Source organism: Amycolatopsis sp. A1MSW2902, from assembly GCF_017312175.1.
GTDB lineage: Bacteria > Actinomycetota > Actinomycetes > Mycobacteriales > Pseudonocardiaceae > Amycolatopsis > Amycolatopsis nivea.
Genome location: NZ_QJPO01000001.1, coordinates 4,922,822 through 4,948,358 on the forward strand (window position 1 = coordinate 4,922,822; position 25,537 = coordinate 4,948,358).

The 25,537-nt window shown below is 69.1% G+C and carries 23 protein-coding genes and 1 pseudogene; 10 read left to right on the forward strand and 14 right to left on the reverse strand.

All coding sequences use genetic code 11. The features are described 5' to 3' along the window. Positions 1-424 precede the first annotated feature (424 nt). From DMP23_RS22475 to DMP23_RS22490, 4 genes are all read right to left on the reverse strand, one after another. Positions 425-1,681, reverse strand: coding sequence for an MFS transporter (locus DMP23_RS22475; protein WP_337822408.1), 1,257 nt, complete (start codon positions 1,679-1,681; stop codon positions 425-427). Further along, the gene (locus tag DMP23_RS22480) at positions 1,678-2,220 is read right to left on the reverse strand and encodes an ArsR/SmtB family transcription factor (RefSeq protein WP_337822409.1); all 543 of its coding nucleotides are present in this window, start codon (positions 2,218-2,220) and stop codon (positions 1,678-1,680) included. Before DMP23_RS22480 ends, DMP23_RS22475 begins: the two co-directional genes overlap by 4 nt. A gap of 70 nt (positions 2,221-2,290) precedes the next feature. Continuing rightward, complete coding sequence (locus tag DMP23_RS22485) at positions 2,291-2,422, reverse strand: MFS transporter small subunit (protein WP_255409770.1); 132 nt, start codon at positions 2,420-2,422, stop codon at positions 2,291-2,293. Next, positions 2,422-3,774, reverse strand: coding sequence for an OFA family MFS transporter (locus DMP23_RS22490; protein WP_134729688.1), 1,353 nt, complete (start codon positions 3,772-3,774; stop codon positions 2,422-2,424). Before DMP23_RS22490 ends, DMP23_RS22485 begins: the two co-directional genes overlap by 1 nt. Positions 3,775-3,927: 153 nt before the next feature. Between DMP23_RS22490 and fdhD the strand changes: the two genes are divergently transcribed. After that, the gene (gene fdhD, locus DMP23_RS22495) at positions 3,928-4,752 is read left to right on the forward strand and encodes a formate dehydrogenase accessory sulfurtransferase FdhD (RefSeq protein WP_037813836.1); all 825 of its coding nucleotides are present in this window, start codon (positions 3,928-3,930) and stop codon (positions 4,750-4,752) included. Here fdhD and DMP23_RS22500 read toward each other — a convergent pair whose 3' ends face one another. Then, entirely contained in the window at positions 4,753-6,066 is a 1,314-nt protein-coding gene (locus DMP23_RS22500) for a carotenoid oxygenase family protein (protein ID WP_337822410.1), read from the reverse strand. It lies immediately after the preceding gene. A 65-nt stretch (positions 6,067-6,131) separates the two neighbouring features. Here DMP23_RS22500 and DMP23_RS22505 point away from each other — a divergent pair, with 65 nt between their 5' ends. Then, positions 6,132-6,782, forward strand: coding sequence for a TetR/AcrR family transcriptional regulator (locus DMP23_RS22505; RefSeq protein ID WP_337822411.1), 651 nt, complete (start codon positions 6,132-6,134; stop codon positions 6,780-6,782). A gap of 48 nt (positions 6,783-6,830) precedes the next feature. Beyond that, a pseudogene (locus tag DMP23_RS22510) lies at positions 6,831-7,761 on the forward strand (alpha/beta hydrolase). Between the two features lie 358 nt (positions 7,762-8,119). On the opposite strand, the gene DMP23_RS22515 reads toward DMP23_RS22510, so the two are convergent. From DMP23_RS22515 to tig, 5 genes are all read right to left on the reverse strand, one after another. Further along, positions 8,120-8,515 carry a hypothetical protein gene (locus DMP23_RS22515; RefSeq protein ID WP_337822412.1) on the reverse strand — a complete coding sequence of 132 codons (396 nt, stop codon included), beginning with the start codon at positions 8,513-8,515 and terminating at the stop codon, positions 8,120-8,122. Positions 8,516-8,585: 70 nt separating this feature from the next. After that, the gene (gene clpX / locus DMP23_RS22520) at positions 8,586-9,881 is read right to left on the reverse strand and encodes an ATP-dependent Clp protease ATP-binding subunit ClpX (protein ID WP_037813853.1); all 1,296 of its coding nucleotides are present in this window, start codon (positions 9,879-9,881) and stop codon (positions 8,586-8,588) included. Between the two features lie 222 nt (positions 9,882-10,103). Next, entirely contained in the window at positions 10,104-10,757 is a 654-nt protein-coding gene (locus tag DMP23_RS22525; RefSeq protein ID WP_009081146.1) for an ATP-dependent Clp protease proteolytic subunit, read from the reverse strand. Between the two features lie 28 nt (positions 10,758-10,785). Further along, a complete protein-coding gene (locus DMP23_RS22530) occupies positions 10,786-11,391 on the reverse strand; it encodes a ClpP family protease (protein WP_037813861.1) in 606 nt (201 codons plus the stop codon). A gap of 143 nt (positions 11,392-11,534) precedes the next feature. Continuing rightward, entirely contained in the window at positions 11,535-12,917 is a 1,383-nt protein-coding gene (gene tig, locus DMP23_RS22535; RefSeq protein WP_037813864.1) for a trigger factor, read from the reverse strand. A gap of 163 nt (positions 12,918-13,080) precedes the next feature. Here tig and DMP23_RS22540 point away from each other — a divergent pair, with 163 nt between their 5' ends. From DMP23_RS22540 to DMP23_RS22565, 6 genes are all read left to right on the forward strand, one after another. After that, a complete protein-coding gene (locus DMP23_RS22540; protein ID WP_443111280.1) occupies positions 13,081-13,929 on the forward strand; it encodes a fructosamine kinase family protein in 849 nt (282 codons plus the stop codon). A gap of 391 nt (positions 13,930-14,320) precedes the next feature. Further along, a complete protein-coding gene (locus tag DMP23_RS22545) occupies positions 14,321-15,841 on the forward strand; it encodes a sensor histidine kinase (protein WP_337822413.1) in 1,521 nt (506 codons plus the stop codon). 39 nt (positions 15,842-15,880) lie between these two features. Continuing rightward, on the forward strand, positions 15,881-17,695 hold the full coding sequence (locus tag DMP23_RS22550; protein WP_037813869.1) for a glycosyltransferase family 39 protein: 1,815 nt from the start codon (positions 15,881-15,883) through the stop codon (positions 17,693-17,695). A 103-nt stretch (positions 17,696-17,798) separates the two neighbouring features. Then, positions 17,799-19,064 (forward strand): bifunctional glycosyltransferase family 2/GtrA family protein, encoded by a 1,266-nt coding sequence (locus tag DMP23_RS22555; RefSeq protein WP_337822414.1) that lies wholly within the window; start codon positions 17,799-17,801, stop codon positions 19,062-19,064. Then, on the forward strand, positions 19,061-20,899 hold the full coding sequence (locus tag DMP23_RS22560; protein WP_337822415.1) for an ArnT family glycosyltransferase: 1,839 nt from the start codon (positions 19,061-19,063) through the stop codon (positions 20,897-20,899). Before DMP23_RS22555 ends, DMP23_RS22560 begins: the two co-directional genes overlap by 4 nt. Before the next feature lie 88 nt (positions 20,900-20,987). After that, positions 20,988-21,689, forward strand: a complete 702-nt coding sequence (locus DMP23_RS22565; protein ID WP_037813877.1) for a PP2C family protein-serine/threonine phosphatase — start codon at positions 20,988-20,990, stop codon at positions 21,687-21,689. Here the strand turns inward: DMP23_RS22565 and DMP23_RS22570 are convergent. From DMP23_RS22570 to DMP23_RS22585, 4 genes are all read right to left on the reverse strand, one after another. Next, positions 21,686-22,171 carry a DUF2127 domain-containing protein gene (locus DMP23_RS22570; RefSeq protein ID WP_134729670.1) on the reverse strand — a complete coding sequence of 162 codons (486 nt, stop codon included), beginning with the start codon at positions 22,169-22,171 and terminating at the stop codon, positions 21,686-21,688. The genes DMP23_RS22565 and DMP23_RS22570 overlap by 4 nt on opposite strands. A 307-nt stretch (positions 22,172-22,478) precedes the next feature. Beyond that, positions 22,479-22,952: a hypothetical protein gene (locus DMP23_RS22575; RefSeq protein ID WP_078870497.1), complete on the reverse strand. Its 474-nt coding sequence runs from the start codon at positions 22,950-22,952 to the stop codon at positions 22,479-22,481. Positions 22,953-22,995: 43 nt separating this feature from the next. Continuing rightward, positions 22,996-23,226 (reverse strand): zinc finger protein, encoded by a 231-nt coding sequence (locus tag DMP23_RS22580; RefSeq protein WP_037813880.1) that lies wholly within the window; start codon positions 23,224-23,226, stop codon positions 22,996-22,998. Positions 23,227-23,781: 555 nt separating this feature from the next. Continuing rightward, positions 23,782-24,408, reverse strand: a complete 627-nt coding sequence (locus DMP23_RS22585; RefSeq protein ID WP_167754165.1) for a maleylpyruvate isomerase family mycothiol-dependent enzyme — start codon at positions 24,406-24,408, stop codon at positions 23,782-23,784. Positions 24,409-24,942: 534 nt separating this feature from the next. Here DMP23_RS22585 and DMP23_RS22590 point away from each other — a divergent pair. Further along, complete coding sequence (locus DMP23_RS22590) at positions 24,943-25,230, forward strand: hypothetical protein (RefSeq protein ID WP_336158544.1); 288 nt, start codon at positions 24,943-24,945, stop codon at positions 25,228-25,230. Positions 25,231-25,537 lie beyond the last annotated feature (307 nt).

Genomic DNA, 25,537 nt, shown 5'->3' on the forward strand with positions numbered 1-25,537 from the left:
CGCTAAATGAGTCTTCAAGACGGACACGAAACGCGTCGGCAATCTGTCCAATACTGTCCGATACTTCCTCTGCACGTCGACGGAAGTTCTCCGAGATACTCCTTTTCGGAGCCAGATCACCGGATTCCCCCGAGGGAACCACCTCGATCGATATGTCCGCGGCCCGATTCTGACTTCCGCTAACTCGACCAGCCACTGCCCGCCCCCACTCTCTCTTCGATGCGCCACGACGTACCCGACGGAAGTAGCCAGTCTGTCAAGTACTATCTAGGCAAAGTAAGAGCCTGGCACTCAGTGCCACCGAACGCCTCAACCGCATGTGCACACAGTAATCTTCGACGCGAGGCTGCGCTCTGCCATTAGCGTCGCAGATTAGCGCATCCGGCCGAGTAACGCCCAACTGTCGCAGACTCTCCGCACGCTCTTAATCTGCGCCAGATCGAACTGTAAAGGAATCTTTCGCCCGCGCGAGCGCCTCTTCGATCTTCTTGTTGCTCGTCATGCTCATCGTCACCAAAGTCATTGACACGAGCACCCCAGCCGCCGCGACGTAAGGCACTCGCACTCCGGCCGTCGCGGCGAGCCAGCCGCCCAGTGCGGCGCCCGCCGGTGCGGCCGAAGCCGAGACCAGGCGCGAAGCCGCGGCGACCCGGCCCATCAGCCGTGCGGGCACCACGACCTGGCGCAGCGAACCGCCGAGCACCATGGTCGTCGCCATCGCGCAGCCGCACAGCGCGAACATCGCCCCGGCGAGCCACGGGTCCCGGGCGAGACCGAAGACCAGGACCGCGCCGCCCTCGATCACCGCGGTGACGGTGAGCGCGGTGCCGGTGCCCAGCCATTTCTCCAGCGGCCCGGCGAGCACCATCGCGCCCACCAGTCCTCCGGCGGCTTCCACCGCGAGCAGGAAGCCGTAACCAGCCGAATCGAGCCCCAGCGCGTCCTTCGCGAACACCACCAGGACCGCCCCGAACGCACCGAAGGCCAGGTTCCCGACCGCGGGCCGCAAAGCGAGGCCGAGCAACAGCCGATCCTTGACCACGTAAGCGAAACCCTCCTTCGAGTCCGCCCACACCGACCGGCCCGGCGTGCGCTCCGGCACCGGCGCCGGCGGCAGCGTCCGGATCAGCACCGCGCTGGCCACGTACGTCAGCGCGTTCACCGCGAACGGCAGCGTTCTCCCTACGGTGAAAAGGAAACTCCCGACCGGCGGCCCGGCGAACTGCCCGGCCGCGGTGGACGCTCCGCGCAGATAGCCGTTGGCGCGGCGAAGCAAGGTCTGGTCCCGCGCCAGCAAATCCGGCAGGTACGCCTGCGCGGCGGTGTCGAAGAACAGCGTGCCGGTGCCGAGCAGGAACGCGACCACGAACAGGACCGGAATGCTGAGCCAGCCGAACGCGCCGGCGGCCACCGTCGCCGCCAGCAACACCGCCCGGGCCAGGTCCGCGAGCCACATCGTGCGCCGCCGGTCCCAGCGGTCGACCAGCGCCCCGGCGAACAGCCCGGCCACCGGATACGGGGCGAGCACCGCCACCGTCACCAGGCTGACCACCAGCGGATCGCTGTCCAGCAGCAGCGCCAGCAGGGGCAGCGCCGCGGTATACGCGCCGTCGCCAAGGGAACTGACCGTCGCGGCGGTCCACAAGCGACTGAACGCGGGAGGCATTTTCGTCTTGGTCATCGGGCCGCTCCGGGGCCCGGGCGGAAGAACGCGACCGCGACGGTGGCGGCGGCCTCGTCGGCGTTGCGCGCGTCCCGCAGCTCGTCGAGCAGCCCGGCCAGCCTGCGCTCGAACTCCTCGAACTGCGTCTCGCTGATCCGCGTGTGCTGCAGCCGGACGAACCGGTGCGAGCCCTCGGGCGCGGTCGAGAGGTCGTCGAGCGCGTGCTGCAGCAGCACGTCCCGCTGGCCCGCCGCGGGTTCGGGCAGCTCGATGCTCTTGCCGACGTGCGCGTAGTAGCGCTCCAGCACGCCGCGCACCTTCCGCGTGCGCACCACGTGCACGATCCCGGCCCGTTCCAGCACCCGCATGTGGTAGCTGGAACTGCCTTTCGCGATCCCCAGCTGGTCGGCGACCTGCGTGATCGTCGCGGGCCCGTCGCGCAGCACCGCGAGCACGCGGTGCCGCACGACGTTGCTCACGGCGCGCAGCTGGTCGGTCGTTTCGACATGGACAGTGTCGTGCGGCGGGACGTAGCCCGCTTGGTCATCCCCGGTCACGGGGCTAATGGTCAACGACTCTTGACCATTTGTCCAGAGCTTATTTCCGGGCAGTGCCGGTCAGCGGGACTCAGCCGCCGAACAGCCCGACCACCTTCCGGATCAGCTCGACCACGCCGTAGCCGAACGGGGCGAGCACCCACAGCCACGCGATCACCAGCAGAAGGGTCCGGCCGCCGGAACGGCCCTCGGCACTCGTCATCACGCCTCGCTCCCCACCGCGGCCGCACCGGCCGGTTCGTGGAACTTCTCCTTCACCGGGCGCACGCATTCGTTCGCGACGAACCCGACCACCAGCAGGCCGATCATGATCCAGAACGACAGTTGGTAGAGGTCCGGCCCCGTTTTGCCCGCCGCCTTCTGGCTGTCCGCGATCCCGTCCACGATGAGCGGCCCGAGCACGCCCGCCGCCGACCACGCGGTCAGCAGCCTGCCGTGGATCGCGCCGACCTGGTAGGTGCCGAACAGGTCCTTGAGGTAGGCCGGGAGCGTCGAGAACCCGCCGCCGTAGAAGGACAGGATCAGCATCGCGCACAGCACGAACACGAGCTTCGATCCGTTCGTGGTCAGCGCGATCACGAGGTACAGCAGCGCGCCGACGCCGAGGTAGAACCGGTAGATGTTCTTGCGCCCCACAAGATCCGAGGCAGAGGACCAGACGAACCGGCCCAGCATGTTGGTCAGCGAGAGCAGCGCGACGAACCCGGCGGCGGACGCGGCGCCGACCGGCGCGGAGGTGCCCTTGAAGAAGTCGGTGATCATCGGCGCGGCCTTCTCCAGGATGCCGATGCCCGCGGTCACGTTGAGGCACAAGACAATCCAGAGACACCAGAACTGCGGCGTCTTCAGCGCGTTCGCCGCCGAGACGTTCGCCGTGGAGATCATCGGCTTGGCCGCGGCCTGCTTCACCGCGCCCGCCGGACGCCAGTCGTCGGCCGGGACGCGGACGATCAGCACGCCCATCGTCATGAACACCGCGTACACGATCCCGTGGATCAGGAACGCCGTCGCGATGTCGCCGGTCGTAGGCGCGGTGCCGAGCATCGCCGACGACCACGGCGACGCGATCAGCGCGCCGCCGCCGAAGCCCATGATCGCGATCCCGGTGGCCATGCCCGGCCGGTCCGGGAACCACTTGATCAGCGTCGACACCGGCGAGATGTAGCCGATGCCGAGGCCGATCCCGCCGACCCCGCCGTAGCCGGCCACCACGAGCCAGAACTGCCCGGTCGCGACGCCGAGGGCAGCGAGCAGGAACCCAGCGGAAAAACAGACCGTGGCGACGGTCATGGCCCAGCGCGGACCGTTTTTCTCCACCAGGGTGCCGCCGAACGCGGCGGACAGCCCCAGCATCACGATGCCGAGCTGGAACGGCAGCCCGGACTGCGTGCCGGACAGTCCGAGGGTCTTCTCCAGCGGCGTCTTGAAGACGCTCCACGCGTAGGCTTGGCCGATCGACAGGTGGATGGACAGCGCAGCGGGCGGCACGAGCCAGCGGGTCCAGCCGGGCGGTGCGACGATGCGGGAACGGGCAAGGAAGCCGGGGACAGCCATCGGCGGTCTCCTCCCAACAGTGACGAGGTGCTGGGAATGGTTTACCAGATCCTCGGCGTTGCGCCGGATGACTGTCGAATGACTTGAGAATGTCTTGTCGATGACAACAAAATTCGACGCCGAAGACGACAACCGGGACGAGTGGAGCAGGCGATGGGCAGAGTGACGGTGCGACGGCCGGTACGGCGGATCTCCGCGGCCGGCGAACGGCGCAGGCCGGACTCTCTGGCCGCCGAAGAACCGCTTGAGCTGCGGGTCGGCGGCAAGGCGCTGGCGGTGACAATGCGCACGCCCGGCCACGACGTCGAACTCGCGCACGGCTTCCTGCTCTCGGAGGGCGTGCTGGGGTCCCGTGAGGACGTGGCCGTGGCGCGCTACTGCGACGGCGTCGACGACCAAGGCCGCAATACCTACAACGTGCTCGACATCGCACTCGCCGAAGGAGTAGCTCCGCCGGACACCGGCGTCGAGCGGAACTTCTACACCACCTCGTCGTGCGGCGTCTGCGGCAAGGCCGCGCTCGACGCGGTGAAGCTGCGCAGCCGGTTCTCCCCCGGCGCGTCGGAGTTCGCGGTGAAGACCGACGTGCTCTCGCAGATGCCGGATCGGTTGCGGGAGAAGCAAAAGGTGTTCTCGTCCACCGGCGGCCTGCACGCCGCCGGACTGTTCACTTCGGACGGTGAGCTCGTCGTCGTGCGCGAGGACGTCGGACGGCACAACGCGGTGGACAAGGTGCTCGGCTGGGCCCTGCAGGCGGGCCGGATCCCGGCGCCCGATCTGGGGCTGCTGGTCTCCGGCCGCGCCTCGTTCGAACTCGTGCAGAAGGCCGCGATGGCGGGCATCGGGCTGCTCGCCGCGGTGTCCGCGCCGTCGTCGCTCGCGGTCGAACTGGCCGAGGAGAACGGCATGACGCTCATCGGTTTCCTGCGCGGCGACAGCATGAACCTCTACACCGGGGACCAGCGGCTGCTCACCTGATCACGCTTCGGCGGGCACCCAGTTGCCGTGGAAGCCGTGCGGGACGCGGTCCGGCAGGTGGACCGCGGCGACGGTTTCGAGGGTGCCCGCGTCGAGCAGGACGAGATCGCTGCGCGCCTCGGCCGCGTCGTACACGTAGCCCATGAGCACGCCTTCGTCCTCGCCCGCATCCACACTGGACGGAACGAACACGAACTCCCCCGGTTCGCGGCCGGGCCCGAAGCGGTGCGCATCGACCGAACCCTTGCGCAGGTCGTGTTTGTACACCGCGCCGACGCTGCGCGACCGGTCGTCGAGCGCCGTCGCGTAGCCGTACCGGTGCGGCAGGCCGACCAGCCGCTCGTCCACCCGCGGGAACTCCTGGCCGTGGTCGTCGATCCGTTCCTCGACGACCTTCCCGAGCGTGAGGTCGACGGTCCACCGGTCGAGCGTCGGCTCGCCCTCGGCCGGGCCGTGCAGCGCGCGGTCGAACATCTTCGGGTGCCGGACCACGTCGAGCACGATCCGGTCGTCCTCGTCGTAGGCGTTGAGCGGGTGGAAGACGTAGCACTGGCCGACGTCGAACCAGCGGACGTCGCCGTTGTCCCCCTCGCGCGGCATCACGCCGATGCGCGCCGGGTAGTCCGGATTCCACCGGTACGGCAAGGAACTCACACCGCGGCCGGTGCGCGCGGTCAGCGGGTCGGGCACGTCGACCGGCACCGGGGCCTGGTCCGGATCGAAGGTGACCGGCAGGTCGTAGAACACGACATACCGTTCGGTGAGCGAGAAATCGTGCATCATCGGCGCCCCGGTGACCTCGATGTCGACCGTCCGCCGCGCCCGGCCGTCGGTGCCGACCACCGAATACTGCACCCGGTTCCCGAGCCCGAATTGGTACGAAACGGCGTGCAGCTCACCCGTTCGCGGGTCGCGCTTCGGGTGTGCGGTGTATCCGGAGAGGGTGCCGCCGAAGTCGCAGACGCCCAGGGTGTCCAGTTCCTCGCTGAGCTCCCACTGCGGCAGCCCGCCCTCGACCAGCGCGATCGTGCGGCCGGCGTGCCCGATGACGTTGGTGTTCGCCCCGCCCTCGTCGGTGCCGACGCGGCGGCTGCGGTACCACTCGGCCCGGCCGTCGCGAAGGCGTACGCCGTGCACCATGCCGCGGCCGAGGAACCAGTGGTGCGTTTCGGGATCCGGGTCGGCGGGATTCGGCCCGTTCCGGAGGTAGCGGCCGTCGAGGTAGTCGGGCAGCTGGCCGGTGACCGTCAGCCGGGTGCTCGTGTACTCGCGCTCGACCGGCGCGAAGTTGCCTTCGAGGAAGTGATTCGCCATGACCCGCTCCGTCCATAACGTGGTTATGGACACCGGTATAACAGGGTTATGGGATACTGGCAAGCATGAGCGAGCGGACTCGGGGCGAACACGCGCGGACGCAACTGGTCGAGGCGGCGATCCGGCTGCTGGCCGACGGCGGCGCGGAAGCACTGCAGGCCCGCAAGCTGGCGGCCGAGATCGGCGCGTCCACCATGGCGGTGTACACGCACTTCGGCGGGATGGCCGCGCTCATCGAAGCCGTTGCGCGAGAAGGGTTCCGGCGGCTGATCGCGAACATGGCGACGGTCGAGCGCACCGACGACCCGGTCGCCGATCTGTACCAGCTGGCGCTCGCCTACCGCCGCACCGCGGTCGAGCACCCGGAGCTGTTCACGCTCATGTTCCGCGAGGCGGGCGCGCACGGACAGCCGGTCGGCGAGCTGATGAAGGACCAGGAGGACAGCGAGGCGGCGTCGTCATTCCGCGGCATGGTCGCCGCAGTCGGCCGCACCATCGACTCCGGACGGCTTCAAGGCGACCCGCTCACCGTCGCCGCACAGGTGTGGAGCGCGGTGCACGGTTATGTCACCCTCGAGTTGCTGGGCCACTTCGGCCGGGGCGACCGCGGGGTGGCCGAGGTGCTCGCACCACTCTGCGTGACGCTGGTCGTCGGGCTCGGAGACCGCCCTGCCGCCGCCCGGGCGTCCGTGGGGCTGGTCACAACAACCGAGTGAAGATCTTCAGAAGGCAACGTTTCGTCCTTTCCTCACGTCTTACGCTATATGGGTGAGGGGGATCGGGTGACCGAGGAGACTGAGGGCCGAAGGCGGGTGAGCCGCCGGTCCATGCTGATCGCGGGCGCTTCGGGCCTCGGCATCGCCGGGCTCGCGGTGGGGAGCGCGACCGGCGTCGTGCCCGTTCAACCAGGCCATGCAGCGGGCGCTGGGCGTCACGTCGTCGACACCGGTGACGCAGCTGGGCAGCATGCGGGTGGAACGCGTCTATTCGCACGCCCGCGGCCGGGAAGTGGACCTCGTTTTCCTGCTGCCGAGCAAGAAGCCCCCGGCCGGCCTGCCGATGTCGCTGATGCTGCACGGCCTGCACGGATCCGCGCGATCCGCCGCGCCGAGCGGACTGCTCAAGCAGTTGGGCAGCGACGTCGCCCGCAAAGCCGTTCCGGCGTACGGTTTCGTCGCGGTCGACGGCGGCGACAACTACTGGCACCAGGTCCGCCCGGGCGACGACCCGATGGCGATGCTGCTGGAAGAAGTCCCGCAATGGCTGCGCGCCCGCGGCTTCGGCGGCACGGACGGCCAGCCGTTCGCGTGCGCCGGAGTGTCGATGGGCGGTTTCGGAGCGCTCCTGTACGCCCGACGCCGAGCCGAACGCCGCCAACCGCCCGCTGCGGTCGCCGCGATCGCCCCGGCGCTGATCACGTCGTGGCCGGAAATGGCGAAACGCCGCATTTTCACCGGTCTGAACGACTGGACGTCGCTGGATCCGCTGCGCCACCAGTCAGCACTGCAGGGCATCCCAACGGCCGTTTACTGCGGCACGGAGGACCCGTTCATCACCGGGGTGCGGCGGTATATCGCGGAAACGCACCCGACAATCGGGTATACGGCGCACGGGAAGCACAGCGACACGTTCTTCCGGACGACGGTGCCGAGCATGGTGGGGTTCTTGGGGAAGCATCTGCGACAGAAGGCGTGATCCTTCTCAGCGGAGAATCCCCAGTTCGAGGAACAGTTCCGGCGACACTGGCCCGTACGCGACGTTCAGCGTGTCCAGCCGGTAGTGCCACTCCCCCGCGGCAGACACCGACCAAGCGGTAATTCACCTGCCACCGCAGCCATTCCCGCAGGCCAGGTGGTGCGCCGGAGGGCGACGCCAGCGGCGAGGATTCCCGTGCGGCCTTGTTTCCAGCTTCACCCGCAGGCGATCGGGGCCGCATTGCGACGAGCCGCCTCCGCACCGCCGCGGGATTTCTTCGTCCACAAGGTGCACACCCACTGCACGACCGCATCCACCGCGCCATCCTCCACTGCGGAGGACGCCTACCGCGAAGAAATTACGAGACCCAGCGAGCCACGACGGACATGACCCAGAACCCCACCATCGCCGCCAGCGCCATCAGCAGCGACCACCGCAACTGTTGTGCCCGGGTCTCCGACGAGCGCAGGCGGCGCAGGAACAGCCACGACACCGCGAACAGCGGGATCGGCAGCAGCGGCAGCGCCGACAGCCGGGTGCCGACCGCCACCAGGCAGACCAGCGTGAACAGTGTGAGCATGATCTCGGACGCGCGGATCAGCCACGGGAAGCGCGTCAGCACGGACGCGGCGACCCGTTCGCTCAGCTCGACAATGCCGACCGGAGCGGCGGAAGGCTCGGTCTCGGCGGGTACCGCTTCGCCGGGGTCGGCAGTGTCGTCCCCCCGGGGTGCGGTCAGCGGCACGGTTGTCATCCTGTCCATTATCGCGCCCGCCGCCGACACCCGGACAGCCGACTCCTGCTAACGCCCGGCGGCCGCCGGGTCAGGCCGACTTCTCGCCGCGCTCGCTGCGGGTGCGGCGCGACGGCTGGCGAGCCACGATCGTGGGGTTGACGTTCTCCCGCACGGTCTGCTCGGTGATCACGACCTTCGCCACGTCCTCGCGGCTCGGGATGTCGTACATGACCGGCTGGAGGACTTCCTCCATGATCGCGCGCAGGCCGCGGGCGCCGGTGCCGCGGAGCACGGCCTGGTCGGCGATCGCCTCGAGCGCGGTCTTGGTGAACTCCAGCTCGACGTTGTCCATCTCGAAGAGCTTCTTGTACTGCTTCACCAGCGCGTTGCGGGGCTGCGTCAGGATCGAGACGAGCGATTCCTTGTCCAGGTGGTTCACCGTCGCCACGACCGGGAGCCGGCCGATGAACTCCGGGATCAGCCCGAACTTGATCAGGTCCTCCGGCATGGTGTCGGAGAACACGTCGCTGCCCTCGATCTCGGCCTTGGTGCGGATCTCCGCGCCGAACCCGAGGCCGCGCTTGCCGACCCGCTCGTTGATGATCTTTTCCAGCCCGGCGAACGCGCCCGCGACGATGAACAGCACGTTCGTGGTGTCGATCTGGATGAATTCCTGGTGCGGATGCTTGCGCCCGCCCTGGGGCGGCACCGACGCGGTGGTGCCCTCGAGGATCTTCAGCAGCGCCTGCTGCACGCCCTCGCCGGACACGTCGCGGGTGATCGACGGGTTCTCGCTCTTGCGGGCGATCTTGTCGACCTCGTCGATGTAGATGATGCCGGTCTCGGCGCGCTTGACGTCGTAGTCGGCCGCCTGGATCAGCTTCAGCAGGATGTTCTCGACGTCCTCGCCGACGTAGCCCGCCTCGGTGAGCGCGGTGGCGTCGGCGATCGCGAACGGCACGTTCAGCAGCTTCGCCAGCGTCTGCGCGAGGTAGGTCTTGCCGCAGCCGGTGGGGCCGAGCATCAGGATGTTCGACTTGGCGAGCTCGACCGGCTCGTCCTTGGAGTCCTTCGGCCCGGACTTGTCGTCGGCCTGGATCCGCTTGTAGTGGTTGTACACCGCGACCGCGAGCGTCTTCTTCGCGTCGTCCTGGCCGATGATGTACTGCTCGAGGAACTCGTGGATGTCGGCGGGCTTCGGCAGCTCGTCGAGCTTCACGTCGCCGGCTTCGGCCAGCTCCTCTTCGATGATCTCGTTGCAGAGGTCGATGCACTCATCGCAGATGTAGACCCCTGGCCCGGCAATGAGCTTCTTCACCTGCTTCTGGCTCTTGCCGCAGAAAGAACACTTCAGCAGGTCGCCGCCGTCACCGATCCGTGCCATGGCCGTTGACCTCGTCCCCTCCGGTGCGCGGGGCGCACCTGCACTACTTCCTGGCGGTCCCGGGACTGCCAGGCGTTCCCGGGACCAACACGCATTGCCATCGACGGTACCCGTCCGAAGGCGCGGTCGGGAACACCCGACCCCTTCGGGCTCGTCGACGACCGACAGTAGACCAGCGGACCGGTGCGCGTCGCGGATTCGCCGCGCACCGGCCCGTCGCGGTCAGTTCGCCGAGGCCTTCCGGTACGGGAGCACCTCGTCGATCAGGCCGTAGGCCTTCGCCTCTTCGGCGGTGAGGATCTTGTCCCGCTCGATGTCGGCCTTGATCTCGTCCGGTTCCTTGTTCGTGTGCTTCGCCAGGATGACCTCCATCTGGCGGCGCACGCGCTGGATCTCGTTGGCCTGGATCTCCAGGTCCGAGACCTGCCCGTAGGTGCCCTCGGTGGCGGGCTGGTGGATCAGCACGCGCGCGTTCGGCAGCGCCATGCGCTTGCCCGGCGTGCCCGCCGCCAGCAGCACCGCGGCGGCCGAGGCGGCCTGGCCGAGGCACACGGTCGAGATGTCCGGCCGGATGTACTGCATGGTGTCGTAGATCGCCATCAGCGACGTGAACGACCCGCCCGGGCTGTTGATGTAGATGCTGATGTCGCGGTCCGGGTCCTCGTGCTCGAGGTGCAGCAGCTGGGCCATCACGTCGTTGGCCGACGCGTCGTCCACCTGCACGCCGAGGAAGATCGTCCGCTCCTCGTACAGCTTGTTGTACGGGTTGGACTCCTTCACGCCGTAGCTGGTGCGCTCGACGTAGGACGGGAGGATGTACCGCGACTGAGGAGTCTGCGGAGCCCGGAAGTCACCCGGGAGCCGGAAGTTGCTCATGATGCTCTCCTGTGTGGTGCTTCGGGGCTCAGTTGCTCGAGGTCAGGCCGCTGTCGCGGGTCAGCACGTGGTCGACGAAGCCGTAGTCCTTCGCCTCCTGCGCGGTGAACCAGCGGTCGCGGTCGCCGTCCTTGATGATCTGCTCGGTGGTCTGGCCGGTCTGCTCGGCGGTGATCTTCGCGAGCTCCTGCTTCCACTTGTTGAACAGGTCCGCCTGGATCGCGATGTCGGAGGCGGTGCCGCCGACGCCCGCGGACGGCTGGTGCATCAGGATGCGCGCGTGCGGGAGCGCGTAGCGCTTGCCGGGGGTGCCCGAGGAGAGCAGGAACTGCCCCATCGAGGCCGCCATGCCCATCGCGTAGGTCGCCACGTCCGGGCGGATCAGCTGCATGGTGTCGTAGATCGCGAACCCGGCGGTCACCGAGCCGCCCGGCGAGTTGATGTAGAACCGGATGTCCGATTCGGCGTCGTCCGCGTCGAGCAGCAGGAGCTGCGCGGTGAGCCGGTTGGCGACCTCGTCGTTGACCTCGGAGCCGAGAACGACGATGCGCTCCTGGAGCAACCGCTCGAACACCGAGTCGGTGAGGTTGAGCCCCGCGGTGCCGGTCCGCCCCTCGGGCATGTGCTGCTTCACGTCTGCCTGCCTTTTCACCGGCGGCGGGCCGGCCGGAGGGCCGCGCCGCCGCTGTCGTGTTCAGATGCTTGAGATCTTGCAACCGACCCTAACGAACTTGGGCGGTGCAGAATGCCTGACACCGCCCAAGTTCGCTTACAGCTTTACTCCGCGGGGGTCGCCGCCGCTTCTTCGGTGACCTGCGTCTCCTCGGCGGGGGCTTCCTCGTCCGCGCCGAACAGCTCGCTGAGGTCGACCTCGGACCCGGACGCGTCCTTCACCGTGGTGCCGCGCACGACGGAGGCGAGAGCCTTGCCGCGGCGGACGTCGGCGTAGATCGCGGTCAGCTGGCCGGACTGCTGGGCCCGCTGCACGTACTCGTCCGGGCTGACGCCGAAGCGCTGCGCCTGGTAGATGATCCGCTCGGTGAGCTCGCCGTCGTTGACCGACGTCTTCTCCTTGTCGGCGATGGTGTCCAGCAGCAGCTGCGTGCGGACGGCCTTCTCCGACTCCTCCTTGACCTCGGCGTTGAACTCGTCGAGGGTGCGGCCCTCGGCCTCGAGGGCCTTGGCGAACTGCGCCTCGTCGTGGTCGAACGGGTGAATCGCGTCGTGCTTGCGGTTCTCGATCTCGGCCTCGACGACCTTCTCCGGCAGCGGCACGTCGGTGCGCTCGAGGAGGATCTCGAGGACCTTGTCGCGCGCCTGGACGCCCTGCTGCATCGTCTTGACGCGGCCGAGCCGGGTGCGCAGGTCCTCGCGCAGCTCGTCGATCGTGTCGAACTCGCTCGCCAGCTGGGCGAACTCGTCGTCGGCCTCGGGCAGCTCGCGCTCCTTGACCGACTGCACGGTGACGGTGACCTCGGCGTCCTGGCCGGCGAACTCGCCCGCGACCAGCTTGGTGGTGAACACCTTGGTCTCGCCCGCGTTCGCGCCGACGATGGCCTCGTCGATGCCGTCCACGAGCTGGCCGGAGCCGATCTCGTAGGACAGGCCGGTGGTGGAGGCCTCTTCGACGGCCTTGCCGTCGACGCTGGCCGACAGGTCGATCGACACGAAGTCGCCGGTCTGGGCCGGGCGCTCGACGCCGGTCAGCGTGCCGAAGCGGGCGCGCAGCTCGTCGAGCTGCTCGGCGACCTCTTCGTCGGTGGTCTCGACGTCGTCGACGCTGATCTCGAGGCCGGCGAGGTCGGGCAGCTCGATCTCCGGCCGCACGTCGACCTCGGCGCTGAACTCCAGCACCTCGCGGTCCTCGAGCTTGGTCACCTCGAACTCGGGCTGGCCGAGCGTCCGGACCTCGCCCGCGCGGACGGCCTCGATGTACTTGGCCGGAATGGCCTCGTTGACGACCTCGTCGAGCACCGGCGCGCGGCCGATCCGGCTTTCCAGGACGCGAGCGGGGACCTTGCCGGGACGGAAACCGGGGACCCGCACCTGCTGGGCGATCTTCCGGTACGCGGCGTCGAAGTTCGGCTTGAGCTCGTCGAACGGCACCTCGACATTGATCTTCACTCGCGTCGGGCTGAGCTGCTCGACGGTGCTCTTCAAGGTCTTCTCCTCGAGCGGTAAACGATGGGGGCGGACAGTCCCTCGGGACCGCCCCGGTCACCTGCTGACCGGGATATCCGAGTCTAGGCCAGAGGGTTGACAAGACCGGCCGCGGGTCACCTGCCGCTCAGCGCGCTCCGATCCGCGCCCGTAGCGTCGGGACGTGGTTTCCGGTCAGCAGAACGAAGGTCCGGCCGCAGCGGCGGCGCGGCTCACCGGTTTGAACACGGACTCACACGACGCCTCAGGCACCCTCAGTGAGATCACCCTGACCGACGGCGCCCACCGCGTCGAAGCGGTAGTGAAACGCGGCCACGCCCCCGGCGCGACCCGAGCCGAAGCAGCCGGACTCCGCTGGCTCGCCGAAGCGGACGCGGTCCGGATCCCCCGGGTTCATGGCGCGGACGACACGTGGCTGGTGCTGGACCGAGTGGCGGAGAGCACGCCGTCACACGCGGAGGAGTTCGGCCGCAACCTCGCGCGCCTGCACGCAGCCGGAGCCCCAGCCTTCGGCGCCCCGCCCCCAGACGGCTTGACCGACGCCTGGATCGGCACCGCGCCGATGCGCAACTCACCAGGCGATTCGTGGCCGGAATGGTACGCGGAATACCGAATCCTCCCGTACGTCCGAATGGCCGCCGAGATCCTTGATACGAACGTCTTCGAACGAGCCTGCACCCGAATCCCGGCAGTAGCTGGCCCACCAGAACCCCCGTCCCGCCTGCACGGGGATCTGTGGAGCGGCAATGTCCTCTGGGACGCACACGGAGCAGTACTAATCGACCCAGCCGCACACGGCGGCCACCGAGAGACCGATCTAGCGATGCTGCACCTGTTCGGCTGCCCACAGTTAGAGCGAATCGTGGCCGCTTACGACGAGTTCGCACCACTGGCCGACGGTTATCGAGAACGAATCGCCCTGCATCAACTCTTCCCGCTCCTGGTGCACACAGTCCTGTTCGGACGCTCGTACGCCGACCAGGCAACCGCCGCCGCCCGCTCCCTGGGCTGACCTCCGGGCTTCGCCGCCCGTGATGGGCTCCTTCACGGACTCAGATTCCCTCAAGGAGCCCTTCACGGACCGCCCCGCCCCCGCAGCCGATGCACCCAATGCGGCATTGGGTGCATGGGACGCACCCAATGTGGCGTTCGGTGCGTCTGACGCACCCAATGTGGCATTGGGGCGCTAGCCCCGCCCAACCCAAACCGCACCGGCGCACCCAACGAGCGAGGCACCCACACCTCCCCCGCACCCCGATACGAACCGTCAGCACAATCAAGCTTCGGGGTGCCCCACGCAACCAAGATCGGGCCAATGTCGCCGCCAGGCGACGAGCCGCCCCCACAGCCCACTCACAGCGAGCACACATCGCCCCCACACCGACGAACCGCACCCTCAAACCATGCCCCCCCGCGCAAGGTTCGCCGCCGCCCGCCCGGCCCGGCAATCCCTGCGCACAAAACTGACCGTCTCCGTAGTAATCCTCCTCTCCCTCGTCTGCCTGACCATCGGCGTGATCAGCGAATTCGCCCTCCGCGCCTTCCTCATGACCCAAACCGACACCCAGCTCTCCGCAGCCACCGCCCGAGCCCTGGACTTCGCCACCCACCCCGGTCCGCCCGGCAGCGAACGCAACCCCCTCGACGCCCCTGGCCAAGGCGCGGGCACGGTCACCGCCCACTTCTCCCCGGACGGCACCAACGGCACCGGCGGCTGGCTCTCCCCCCACGGCCAACGCCTAACCCTCACCCCAGACGAACTAACAGCCCTGCAGGACCTCCCCACCAACGGCCGCCCCTACACCCGCACCATCGGCTCCCTGGGCGACTACCGCCTCACCGCGTTCCCAGTCCCCGACGGCGTAGTCATCACCGGCGTCCCCCTGGCCGCGATGCAACAAACCCTCCTGACCGTCGGCCTGATCCTCTTCGGCGTAGCCGCCGCCGGAGTAACCGGCGCAGCTTTCCTAGGCGCCTTCGCCGTCCGCCGAACCCTCCGCCCGCTGGAGCGCGTCGCGGAAACCGCCTCCCGAGTCTCCGAACTCCCCCTCGACCGTGGCGACGTCGACCTGTCCGTCCGAGTCCCCGCCGAAGACACCGACCCCCGCACCGAAGTCGGCCAGGTCGGCGCGGCGCTGAACCACATGCTCGGCCACATCTCCTCCGCCCTCGAAGCCCGGCACGCCAGCGAACTGCGCGTCCGCCGGTTCGTCGCCGACGCAAGTCACGAACTGCGCACGCCGCTCGCCGCGATCCGCGGGTACGCCGAACTCGCCGGACGGTCCGGCAGCCACGCCCCGCCGAACGTCGCGCATTCGATGACCCGGATCGAGTCCGAAGCCGACCGCATGACGGCGCTCGTCGAAGACCTCCTCCTGCTCGCCCGCCTGGACGCGGGCCGCCCGCTGGACGTCGCCGAAGTCGACCTGACCCGCTTGGTCGCGGACGCGGTCGGCGACGCGCACGTGGCCGGCCCGCACCACGTCTGGCAACTTGCGATGCCGGACGAACCGATCCTCGTCCTTGGCGATGTCCAACGGCTGCACCAGGTTCTGGCGAACCTGCTCGCGAACGCCCGCGTCCACACGCCGCCCGGCACCACGGTCAGCACCGCTCTCGCGAGATCCGCGGACGGCAGCGCCATAGTGACCGTGACCGACAACGGCCCGGGCATCCCGCCGGAGTTGCAGCCGGCGGTGTTCGAACGCTTCGCCCGCGGGGATTCGTCACGGTCGCGGGCAGCCGGTTCGACCGGATTGGGCCTGGCGATCGCGTCCGCAGTGCTGACCGCGCACCACGGCACCATCGCGATGCGGAGCCGCCCCGGCCAGACGGAATTCGCCGTGCGGCTGCCGATCGCGGTTCCGGCTCAGCGCACACCGCCCGTGGATGACCGCAAGTCCCACAGCGGGCACACAGGGTAGGCACATCGCGGCCCCAGGTCGTCCCGCGAGGCTGGCCGCATGACCGCAGTCGCGACCCATTCCGCCGTTCCCGCCGCGCCGGTACAGCGCTCCGAACCGAGATGGGTGCGCCCGGCCCTCGTGCTGCTGCTCGTCGCCACGGCCGCGCTGTATCTGTGGGATCTCAGCGCTTCCGGCTGGGCCAACGCGTTCTACTCCGCTGCCGCGCAAGCCGGATCCCAGAGTTGGAAGGCATTGTTCTTCGGCTCCACCGACGCGGCCAACGGCATCACTGTGGACAAAACGCCAGCCGCGCTCTGGGTGATGAGCCTGTCCGCGCGGCTGTTCGGCGTGAACGCGTGGAGCATCCTGGTGCCACAAGCGTTAATGGGTGTGGGCTCCACGTGGCTGCTGTACGCGACTGTGCGGCGCACCTCCGGCGCGGCTGCGGGATTGCTCGCTGGCGCGGTACTCACTCTTACCCCGGCTGCGGCGCTGATTTTCCGCTTCAACAACCCAGACGCGTTGCTGGTGCTATTGCTGATCACCGCTGCTTACTTCACGGTGCGGGCAATCGAGAAAGCCAGCCCTCGATGGCTCGTTTTCGCTGGCGTGGCAATCGGATTCGGCTTCCTCGCCAAGATGCTGCAAGCTTTCCTCGTCCTGCCCGCCTTCGCCCTCGCGTACCTCGTCGCCACACCGATCGCCCTCGGCAAGCGTCTGCTGCATCTGCTCGCTGGACTGGGTGCGGTCGTGGTTTCGGCAGGCTGGTATCTCGCCGTCGTGGCGTTGTGGCCGGCCGCGGACCGGCCGTACATCGGCGGGTCGCAGAACAACAGCCTGTTTGAACTCACCTTGGGCTACAACGGTTTCGGCCGCATCACCGGCGACGAGACCGGAAGCGTCGGCGGAAGTCCGGGCGGCGGTTGGGGCAGCACCGGCCTGTTCCGGTTGTTCGGCAGCGAGATGGCGGGCGGTATCGCGTGGCTGCTGCCCGCCGCGGTGCTCGGGCTCGGCGCTGGTCTCTGGTTCACCCGCTACGCGCCGCGCACCGACCGCAGTCGCGCTTCGCTGGTGCTCTGGGGCGGTTGGCTGATCGTGACCGCCGCGGTGTTCAGCTTCATGGGCGGGATCATCCACCCCTACTACACCGTCGCGCTCGCCCCGGCGATCGCCGCGCTCGTCGGGACCGCCGCCGTCCAGTTGTGGCGGATCCGCGGCAATCCGGCCGCGGTCGGGCTTTTGAGCGGCGGTGTCGCGCTGACGACGGTAACGAGTTACCTGCTGTTGGACGGCTCTTGGCAACCGTGGCTTGCCCCGACCGTGCTCGTTCTCGGGCTTTTGGCGGCTATCGCCCTGTTTTTCGTTCAGCACTTCGGGCGGATCGCCGCGGTGCTGGGCCTGGTCGTGTTGCTCACCGGAACCGGCGCGTACAGCCTCGCCACCGCGGCGACTCCGCACAGCGGCGCGATTCCGTCCGCCGGACCGAATACCCGGCAAATGTTCGGCGGAGGCGGCGGATTGCTCGGCACCACCCTGCCCGGCGCGAATCTGACAGCACTGCTGCGGCAATCCGGCGACCACCGGTGGGCCGCGGCGACCGTCGGGTCCAACAACGCCGCCGGATACCAGCTCGGCAGCGGCGAACCTGTGCTCGCGGTGGGTGGTTTCAACGGCACCGACCCGTATCCGACGCTCGCGCAGTTCGAGCAGTACGTCCGGCAAGGACAGATCCGCTACTTCCTCGGCGACGGCATGACGATGCGCGGGTCCGGCAGCGGAAGCGACGCGGCCGCCCGGATCGTCCAGTGGGTGGCCGAGAACTACCGAATGACCACAGTGGACGGTGTCACCGTCTATGACCTGACTGCCTGATTCCGTGCCGTGCGGCCAAGATCACCCGAGCGGGCGTACGTCGCACAGCGCAGGCACAGGAACACCACAACGTGGCCAAAGCCCGGCGGACGACGGTGAACTCATGAACGCCACCGTCCCCTCCCGCAGCGGCGCCCCGCGGCCCGGGACGACTCCGGTCGGCCTCGGCGGCCCGCATCCCGTGCTCGACGTCGTCATCCCGGTCTACAACGAGGAAGCCGACCTCGAACCGTGCATCCGCAGACTGCGGGCGCACCTCGCCGAACGCGCCGGCTATCCGTACCGGATCACCGTCGCGGACAACGCGAGCACCGACAAAACCCTTGCCGTAGCCGAAGAACTGGCCCGCGAGTTCCCTGAAGTCGAAGTGCACCACCTCGACGAGAAGGGCCGCGGCCGCGCACTGCAAGCCGTGTGGTCCGCCTCGGACGCCGCCGTGCTGGCCTACATGGACGTGGACCTGTCCACCGACCTCGCCGCGCTGGACCCGCTCGTCGCCCCGTTGCTGTCCGGACATTCGGACGTCGCGATCGGCAGCCGCCTCGCCCGCGGCGCCCGGGTGGTCCGCGGGCCGAAGCGAGAGTTCATCTCCCGCTGCTACAACCTGATCCTCCGCGGCACGCTCGCGGCGAGATTCTCCGACGCACAATGCGGGTTCAAGGCGATCCGCGCCGACGTCGCCCGTGCGCTGCTCCCCCACGTCCGCGACACCGGCTGGTTCTTCGACACCGAACTGCTCGTGCTCGCCCAGCGCGCCGGGCTGCGGATCCACGAGGTGCCGGTGGACTGGGTCGACGACCCGGACTCGTCGGTCGACCTCATCGCGACCGCCACCGCAGACCTCAAAGGCATCGCCAGGGTCACCCGCGCGACCCTCACCGGCGAGATCCCCGTGCACCGGCTGCGCGAACAGCTCGGCCGCGAACCGATCGGCGTGGAGGCCCCCGGAGTGTCCCCGAGCCTGGTCAAACAACTCGTGCAGTTCGCCGCGGTCGGCGTCGCCAGCACCGTCGCGTACCTGTTGCTTTTCCTGCTGCTGCGGACCATGGTCGGCGCGCAGGCGGCCAACTTCACCGCGCTGCTCGTCACCGCGATCGCGAACACCGCGGTGAACCGGCGGGTGACGTTCGGCGTCCGCGGCCGGGCCGGAGCCGGGCGGCACCAGTTCGAGGGGCTCATCGTGTTCGGCCTCGGACTGGCGCTGACCAGCGGTTCCCTCGCCCTGCTCAACCACACCACCCATCCCGGGCTCGTCCTGGAGACGACCGTGCTCGTGCTGGCGAACCTCGCCGCCACGGTGCTGCGTTTCCTGCTGCTGCGGGGCTGGGTCTTCAATCCGCGCCGTACCGCTACCGAGGAGTCGTCTTGAGCACTGTCCTGTCCGCCCGGCCTGCCGTCCCGGACGCGCCGGACCGCGCGAAGCCTCGCTGGGTCCGTCCGTCGGTGTTCGGCCTTCTGGCGCTCACCGCCGTCCTGTACTTCTGGGATCTGACCGCTTCCGGGTTCGGCAACTCGTTCTACGCCGCGGCCGTGCAATCGGGCACGCAGAGCATGAAGGCGTGGCTGTTCGGCTCATTGGACGCCGGGAACGTGATCACTGTCGACAAACCGCCTGCCGCGTTGTGGGTGGGAACGGCTTTCGCGCGCATCTTCGGGTTCTCGAGTTTCACGGTGCTCGCTCCGCAAGCGCTGATGGGCGTCGGGTCGGTCGGGTTGCTGTACCTGACTGTCCGCCGGGTTTCCGGGCCGCTGCCGGGATTGCTGGCCGGGGCGATGCTCGCGCTGACGCCGGTCGCCGCGCTGATGTTCCGCTTCAACAACCCGGACGCGCTGCTCACGCTGCTGCTGATCGCCGGTGCGTACTGCACGGTGCGAGCGGTCGAGAAGGCCAGCCCTCGGTGGCTCGTTTTCGCTGGCGTGGCAATCGGTTTCGGGTTCCTGACGAAGATGATGCAGGCGTTCCTCGTACTGCCCGCGTTCGCGCTGGCTTATCTGATCGCCGCGCCGACCGGGCTCGGGAAACGGTTGCTGCACTTGGTTTACGCAGGGATCGCGGTAATCGTGTCGGCGGGCTGGTTCGTGGCGCTGGTGGAGCTCTGGCCTTCGGCTTCGCGGCCGTACATCGGCGGGTCGACCGGGAACAGCCTGCTGGAGCTGGCGCTCGGGTACAACGGGCTCGGCCGGATCTTCGGCGGGCAGGGCAACGGCGGCGGCATGGGCGGGATGGGCGGCGGCCAGGGCGGCGGGAACACCGCGTTCGGCGGCAGCTCCGGTCTCGGGCGGATGTTCGGCGCGAGCTTCGGCACGGAGGTCTCGTGGCTGCTGCCGGCCGCGCTGATCGGCCTGGCGGCCGGGCTGTGGTTCACCCGGCGGGCCGCGCGCACCGACCGGACCCGGGCGTCGCTGCTGGTCTGGGGCGGGTGGCTGCTGGTGACCGGGCTGGTGTTCAGCTTCATGAGCGGCACCGTGCACCCGTACTACGCGGTGCAGCTCGCGCCCGCGATCGCCGCGCTGGTCGCGATTTCCGGGCACGCGCTGTGGCGCGGCCGGGCGCACCCCGCGCCGCGGACGGTGCTGGGCGGGATGATCGCGGCGACCGCGGTGTGGGACTTCATCCTGCTCGACCGGACGCCGGACTGGGTGCCCGCGCTGCGCTGGGTGATCGTGGTGCTGGGGTTGCTCGTGAGCACCATCGTGGTGGTCGGGGTGCCGCGGACGCGGACCGTCTTGGTCGGCCTGGCGGCGGCGATCGTCCTGACGCTCGGGGTCGGCACCGCCGGGTACGCCGCGGAGACGGTTTCCTTGCCGCACAGCGGTTCTATCCCGACTTCGGGTCCTCGGAGCAGCGGAATGGGCGGCGGTTTCGGCGGCGGGATGGACGAGGCCAACGGTTCCGTCGGCCAGCTGCTGGGCGGCACGACGACGAAGTGGGCAGCCGCGACGACCGGATCGCAGTCGGCGGCGAGCCTGGAGCTGGCGAGCGGCAAGTCGGTGATGGGCATCGGCGGCTGGGACGGCAGCGATCCGGCCCCGACGCTGGAGCAGTTCAAGCAGTACGTCGCGGCGGGCGAAGTGGCGTACTACGTGGACGGCGGCCGGGGCGGCGGTCCCGGCGGCGGGTCGAACGACATCTCCGAGTGGGTGGCCGCGAACTTCACCGCGACCACGGTCGGTGGCGAAACTGTCTACCAGCTCACCCGGTAAGTCGGGAAATCCTCAGCCTCCTCCCAGGAACGAGGCGCATTCTGGAAGGCACGGAGAGTCATCCGCCGCGAACGTCCGGGAGGTCACGATGGCCGCATACCCACGCTGGCACACCGCGAGCGAGCAGGGCCCGCGCGAGCGCAATGCCGACGCGGTGAGCGCCTACGCGGCCGCTGGGGCGCGCGGAATCACCTTCGCACTCGCCGACGGCGTCGGGGACGACCCCGGCGCCGGGCGAGCCGCCCAGGTCGCCGCCGCGGCCGCCGCACGGACTCCCGTCGAAGCCGGTCCGGTCAAGGCGGTTTTGGCGGCCCAGCAAGCAGTTCACCGGCTGGGCGGCACTGGCGACGCAGTCCTCGTGGTGGCGATGCCGTTCGCCGGCGGATACCGGATCGCGTGGGTCGGCGACGCGCGAGCGTATGCGTGGGACGGGTCGATGATCCACAAGCTGACGCGGGACCACACGATGGCGGAGTACTTCCGCTCGCGGCACCAGCCGTACTCGCCGCGGATGGAGCACCTGGTCACCACGAGCGTCCGCACGACGAAGCCTGAGGAGATCGGCACGACGGAAACCCCGAGCGGCGGCCTCCTGCTCACCAGCGACGGCGTGCACAAGGTCCTCACGCCCGCGACGATCGACGAAATCCTCGCCGACCCGGCCCGCGGCGCCTCAGCGCTGGTCGCCACCGCCATCGCCCTGGGCGGCCGAGACAACGCGACGGCGCTGTTCGTGGAAGCTCCCGACGTGGCCGCACTGGTCACGGAGAGGCTGCACACCGCCGCCTAAGCGCGCTCGCGCTTGAGGGCCCGGTACTCGCGGTAGACGAGCACGATGATCACCGCGTCGAGCGCCGCGAAGAACGGCAGCGCGATGGAGTGCGTTTCGAAGGCGCGGTAAATCTCGTACACGACGAACGCCGCGAGCACGAGCATCGCGACCGGATAGGCGCGGACCCACTTGCGCGCGAGCGCCCACACGAGGGCGAGCTTGAGCAACCCGTGCGCCAGCAGGTAGACGACGGCGAACGTCTTGGTCCCCCCTCCGGCGAAGTGCTCGGCAGCGGTTTCCAGATGCCGTGCCAGCGTGCCGGAGGGGTCGCCCAGCAGATCGCGGGTGATGACCGCGTTGACGAACCCCGTGACGACCGTCGCGGGGATGAACGCCAGGATCAGCGCCCCGATCAGCTGAAGGCCCCCGTCGAGGCCCTTGAGCGTGATCGCGATCTTGAACAGCCGCTCGGTGGAACGGGTGGAGGTCTCCTCGCTCATCGGTACAGGAAACCGGAAAACCCCGGGACATGCTGGGTTGACGGCCTGGTTTCGGCTGGGTGATCCGGTTTGCGTGCCCTGCTTTGACCGCTGGCCGGGGTGTTCCGGTTCGCGCCCTGCTTCCTCCGGTGGCCGGGTCGTTCCGGCTCGTGCCCCTGCTTCGGCCGCGGACCGGGTTGCTCCGGCTCGCGCCCTCCTTTGACCCCTGGCCGGGGTGTTCCGGTCCGCGCCCTGCTTCGGCCGCTGGCCGAGTTGCTCTGGTCCGCGCCCGCCGTGGCTCACCGGTTCCGCTGCGGTTGCGCCCCCTTCACTCGCGAAGCATGGCCGCACCGCCCTTGCTCTGGCAGTCCGCGCAGCGTGCGTACCGTTTCGTGTGATCGTGCGGATCCTGCCCGAACACCGGATAACACGCGGCCCCGCACAACCCGAGATACACCGGCCCGCACCGCAACGGACGGCGCCCGACTTGATGCGCCAGCCGAGCCGCGTTCTCCGGCGCACCCGCCTGCGGCAGCCAGCCGTGCGCGGGCAGGCTAGCCAGGACGATCTCGTTGAGGTGATCGGCCCGCCGGATCAAGGCCCGCCCGAGGTCGAGAAGTCGCTCGCCGAGATCCCGCACCGCGTCCGGTCGCGGATATCGTTCGTCGAGCGCACGGGTCAGGAACCCGAGATCCAACGCGAGGGTGGCTTGGAGGTCCCGAATCCAGGTAACCAACTCGGGGCCGGTGAGCCCTACTGCTGACGTGCGCTGCTCGGGCAGTCTGCTCCAGTGGCCGGTCATGCGCTGTCCCCAGCGAATACCGGGAGCCGCCCCGCCGCAGTGTTCACACCAGGCACCGTTCTTCGCTCGAGCGGGCCTGTCCCTCCTGGCGGAGCCATTCCTCCGCGCAGTCAGGGCACGTCGGATCGAACCAGTGGCCGCCGAGCTGTGGCACGTCGCTGCGGGCGACCGTGACTTCGGCTCCGCACAATGCGGTGAACGTTTCCCCGGGTCGCGGCGCGAACGGCCCGTCCAGTGCGTGCCGTTTTCCTTCCGCCTGCTGCCATCTGAACACCGGACTCCTCCCCTTGTGGTGCTTGGAGTCCCATTTCCGATGTCGCCGCCGCGTAACGCAAGCCCCCGTTCCGGGTGATCATCGGGACCGGGATTTCCCCTTAGCCACAAGGGCTTTCCGCGCACGCCGGGGAGCGAGCGCGGGTTACCGCCGGGTTAGGTGTCACCAGATGGTGACACCCCCGGGGAGAGCGGACGCCGCCGCGAGCGTTACGGCGCCCGTGCTGCTTCAGCGATGCGAGGCGCGGCAGCAGTCACGGGCGCCGCGAGGGGGAAGGCGGCGAGCGTCCGCGCGGGCATCACCTCGCTTTCCGGAGTGCGGTCGCCGCTATGACTGCTGTCGCCAAGCGCATACGCAACCCCCGCGCGCGGGTTGTCACACGACCGTGGCGCGAATTGCCAGGATGCGGGCACGATCACGACACGATGGGGGTCGATCAGGACCCCGGGAGCCGCGTCTGGGCCAGGGCCGTAGCGCAAGACGTCACAGCAGCGAAGTCTGATCGGCACGCCGAAAGCGGCCGCGTGGTCATGCAGCGTCGATACCCCAGCCGGATCAAGCCACGGTGGTGCGGCTGATCAGCACGTCGAGACCCGGGCCGCTCAGATCGTCCGCCGCCGCGCGACGGCCTGCCAGCGCGAGCAGCAAAGCCTCCGCCGGGCCGCGGACTTCGATGCCCGTCCCGGAGGTCCAGTCCAAATCCGTCGCGACTGCGCGCAGACCGGTCAGCCGCCGCGACACCCCGATCGGCGGAGCGCGCAGCGACAGGTCCAGTGCCCGGCGCAACCGCGCCGCCGGGATCGTCCTCGGCTGCCCGAGCGGGCGGCGGATGTCCTGTTGATGGATCAAACCGTCGAGAAACCCGATCATCCCGCCAAATTTTCCCAGGAGCCGTCCCGGCTGCGGGTGTCGACGCATGACGCCGATCAACTCCTCCGGCGCGCGCACCCGGTATTCGGCGAGGCCGATTTCGTTGGCTCGGCTCAGCGACAGCCTCGCGCGGGCGAGCCGCTGCGCCAGCTGGCGTCCGCTCAGTTCGTCGTAGCTCACGACGTGCGCGACGACCGAGCGAACGTTCCAGCCCGCGCACAGTGTCGGCTGGTCCCATTGCTCTGGCGTGAGCGTCTCGAGGAAGTCCGCGAAGTCGGCGCGTTCCTCGCGAGCCAGGGTCCGTACGTCCATGCCCTCCCCCATCTGCGACGGACACTCACCGTAGCAGCGCACCCGTCGCGTTCGCCGGGTTGATCAAGGCGGCGAACCCCAAAGTGGACCTCGGGCCACATTCATCCGATCGGGTCGAATATGTGCGGACAGATAACACCTGGAATAGTCCGGCAGATCGCGAATACCCGTTCCGCAAACACCACGAACGGCGGCTTCGGCGAAGAATTTCCCGCCCCGGGTTAGCGCGATCGGCGACGGGCATGCAAAGATGGCATCACCGCAGGCAGGAGGGGTTAAAAGGGTGGAATATTCCATACCCGGGACGCCCGCCGCGGCCGCCGGAACCAGTTCCCCTCGGGGGCGGGCTGGGAACTGTGTTCCGGCGCTTTTCCGGCGGAGAAGAAAGGAAGCGCAATGACCGTTCCTGGCGCGGAAAATGCAGGCCAGGCATGCCGTCGGACAGAAAAACCGGACAGCCGCGACGACAGACCGTATGCCGTCGCCGTGAGTCAACGCCCCGGCCGGGTGACCGTGACGTTTCATGAACCGGGCATGCCCCAGCCAGCCCCGGTCGTACCGTCGCCGCGGCCGACTACGAGACCGGCCTACCCGTCGTGGAAGACCGCGCGGACGGCGGTCGAACTGGCCGCGCAGCGGGACGGCGGGACTCAGCCGTGGCAGCTGATCGCGCTCCTGCTGGTGCTGCTCGCCGGGGCGACCGCGATCGTCTTCGCGACTGCTGGCGTCCTGGCCGGGCTGGCCACCGCGAGCGGAGTCGCCCTCGTCCACGTCGCCGGCGCCGTGCTGCACAAGCGGCACACCGCGAACCGGGGCACCTGACCACCCTCGAAGCGGACGCCGGCGGCGGCTCAGGGCCGCCCGCGTTCTGCGCTCCCGGTGCCCGGTCGGGCAGGGCCGGGCACCGGGAGACGAGGTTGCCGTTCCGGGATTGACTCTGGGGTCGCGCCGAGTACTGGCGACGGGTGACAGCTGACGGCTCGGCAGCCGAGATCGCTGCCGCTTCGGGATTACGCGAGTTCGGCTCGCACGGGCACGGCTGCTCGACGCGGCTCCGCCCGGCTCGACGGTTGCCCGCCCCACGCTCTCGATCGCCCGCCTGGCTTGGCCCGATCCCTCGACACTGAGC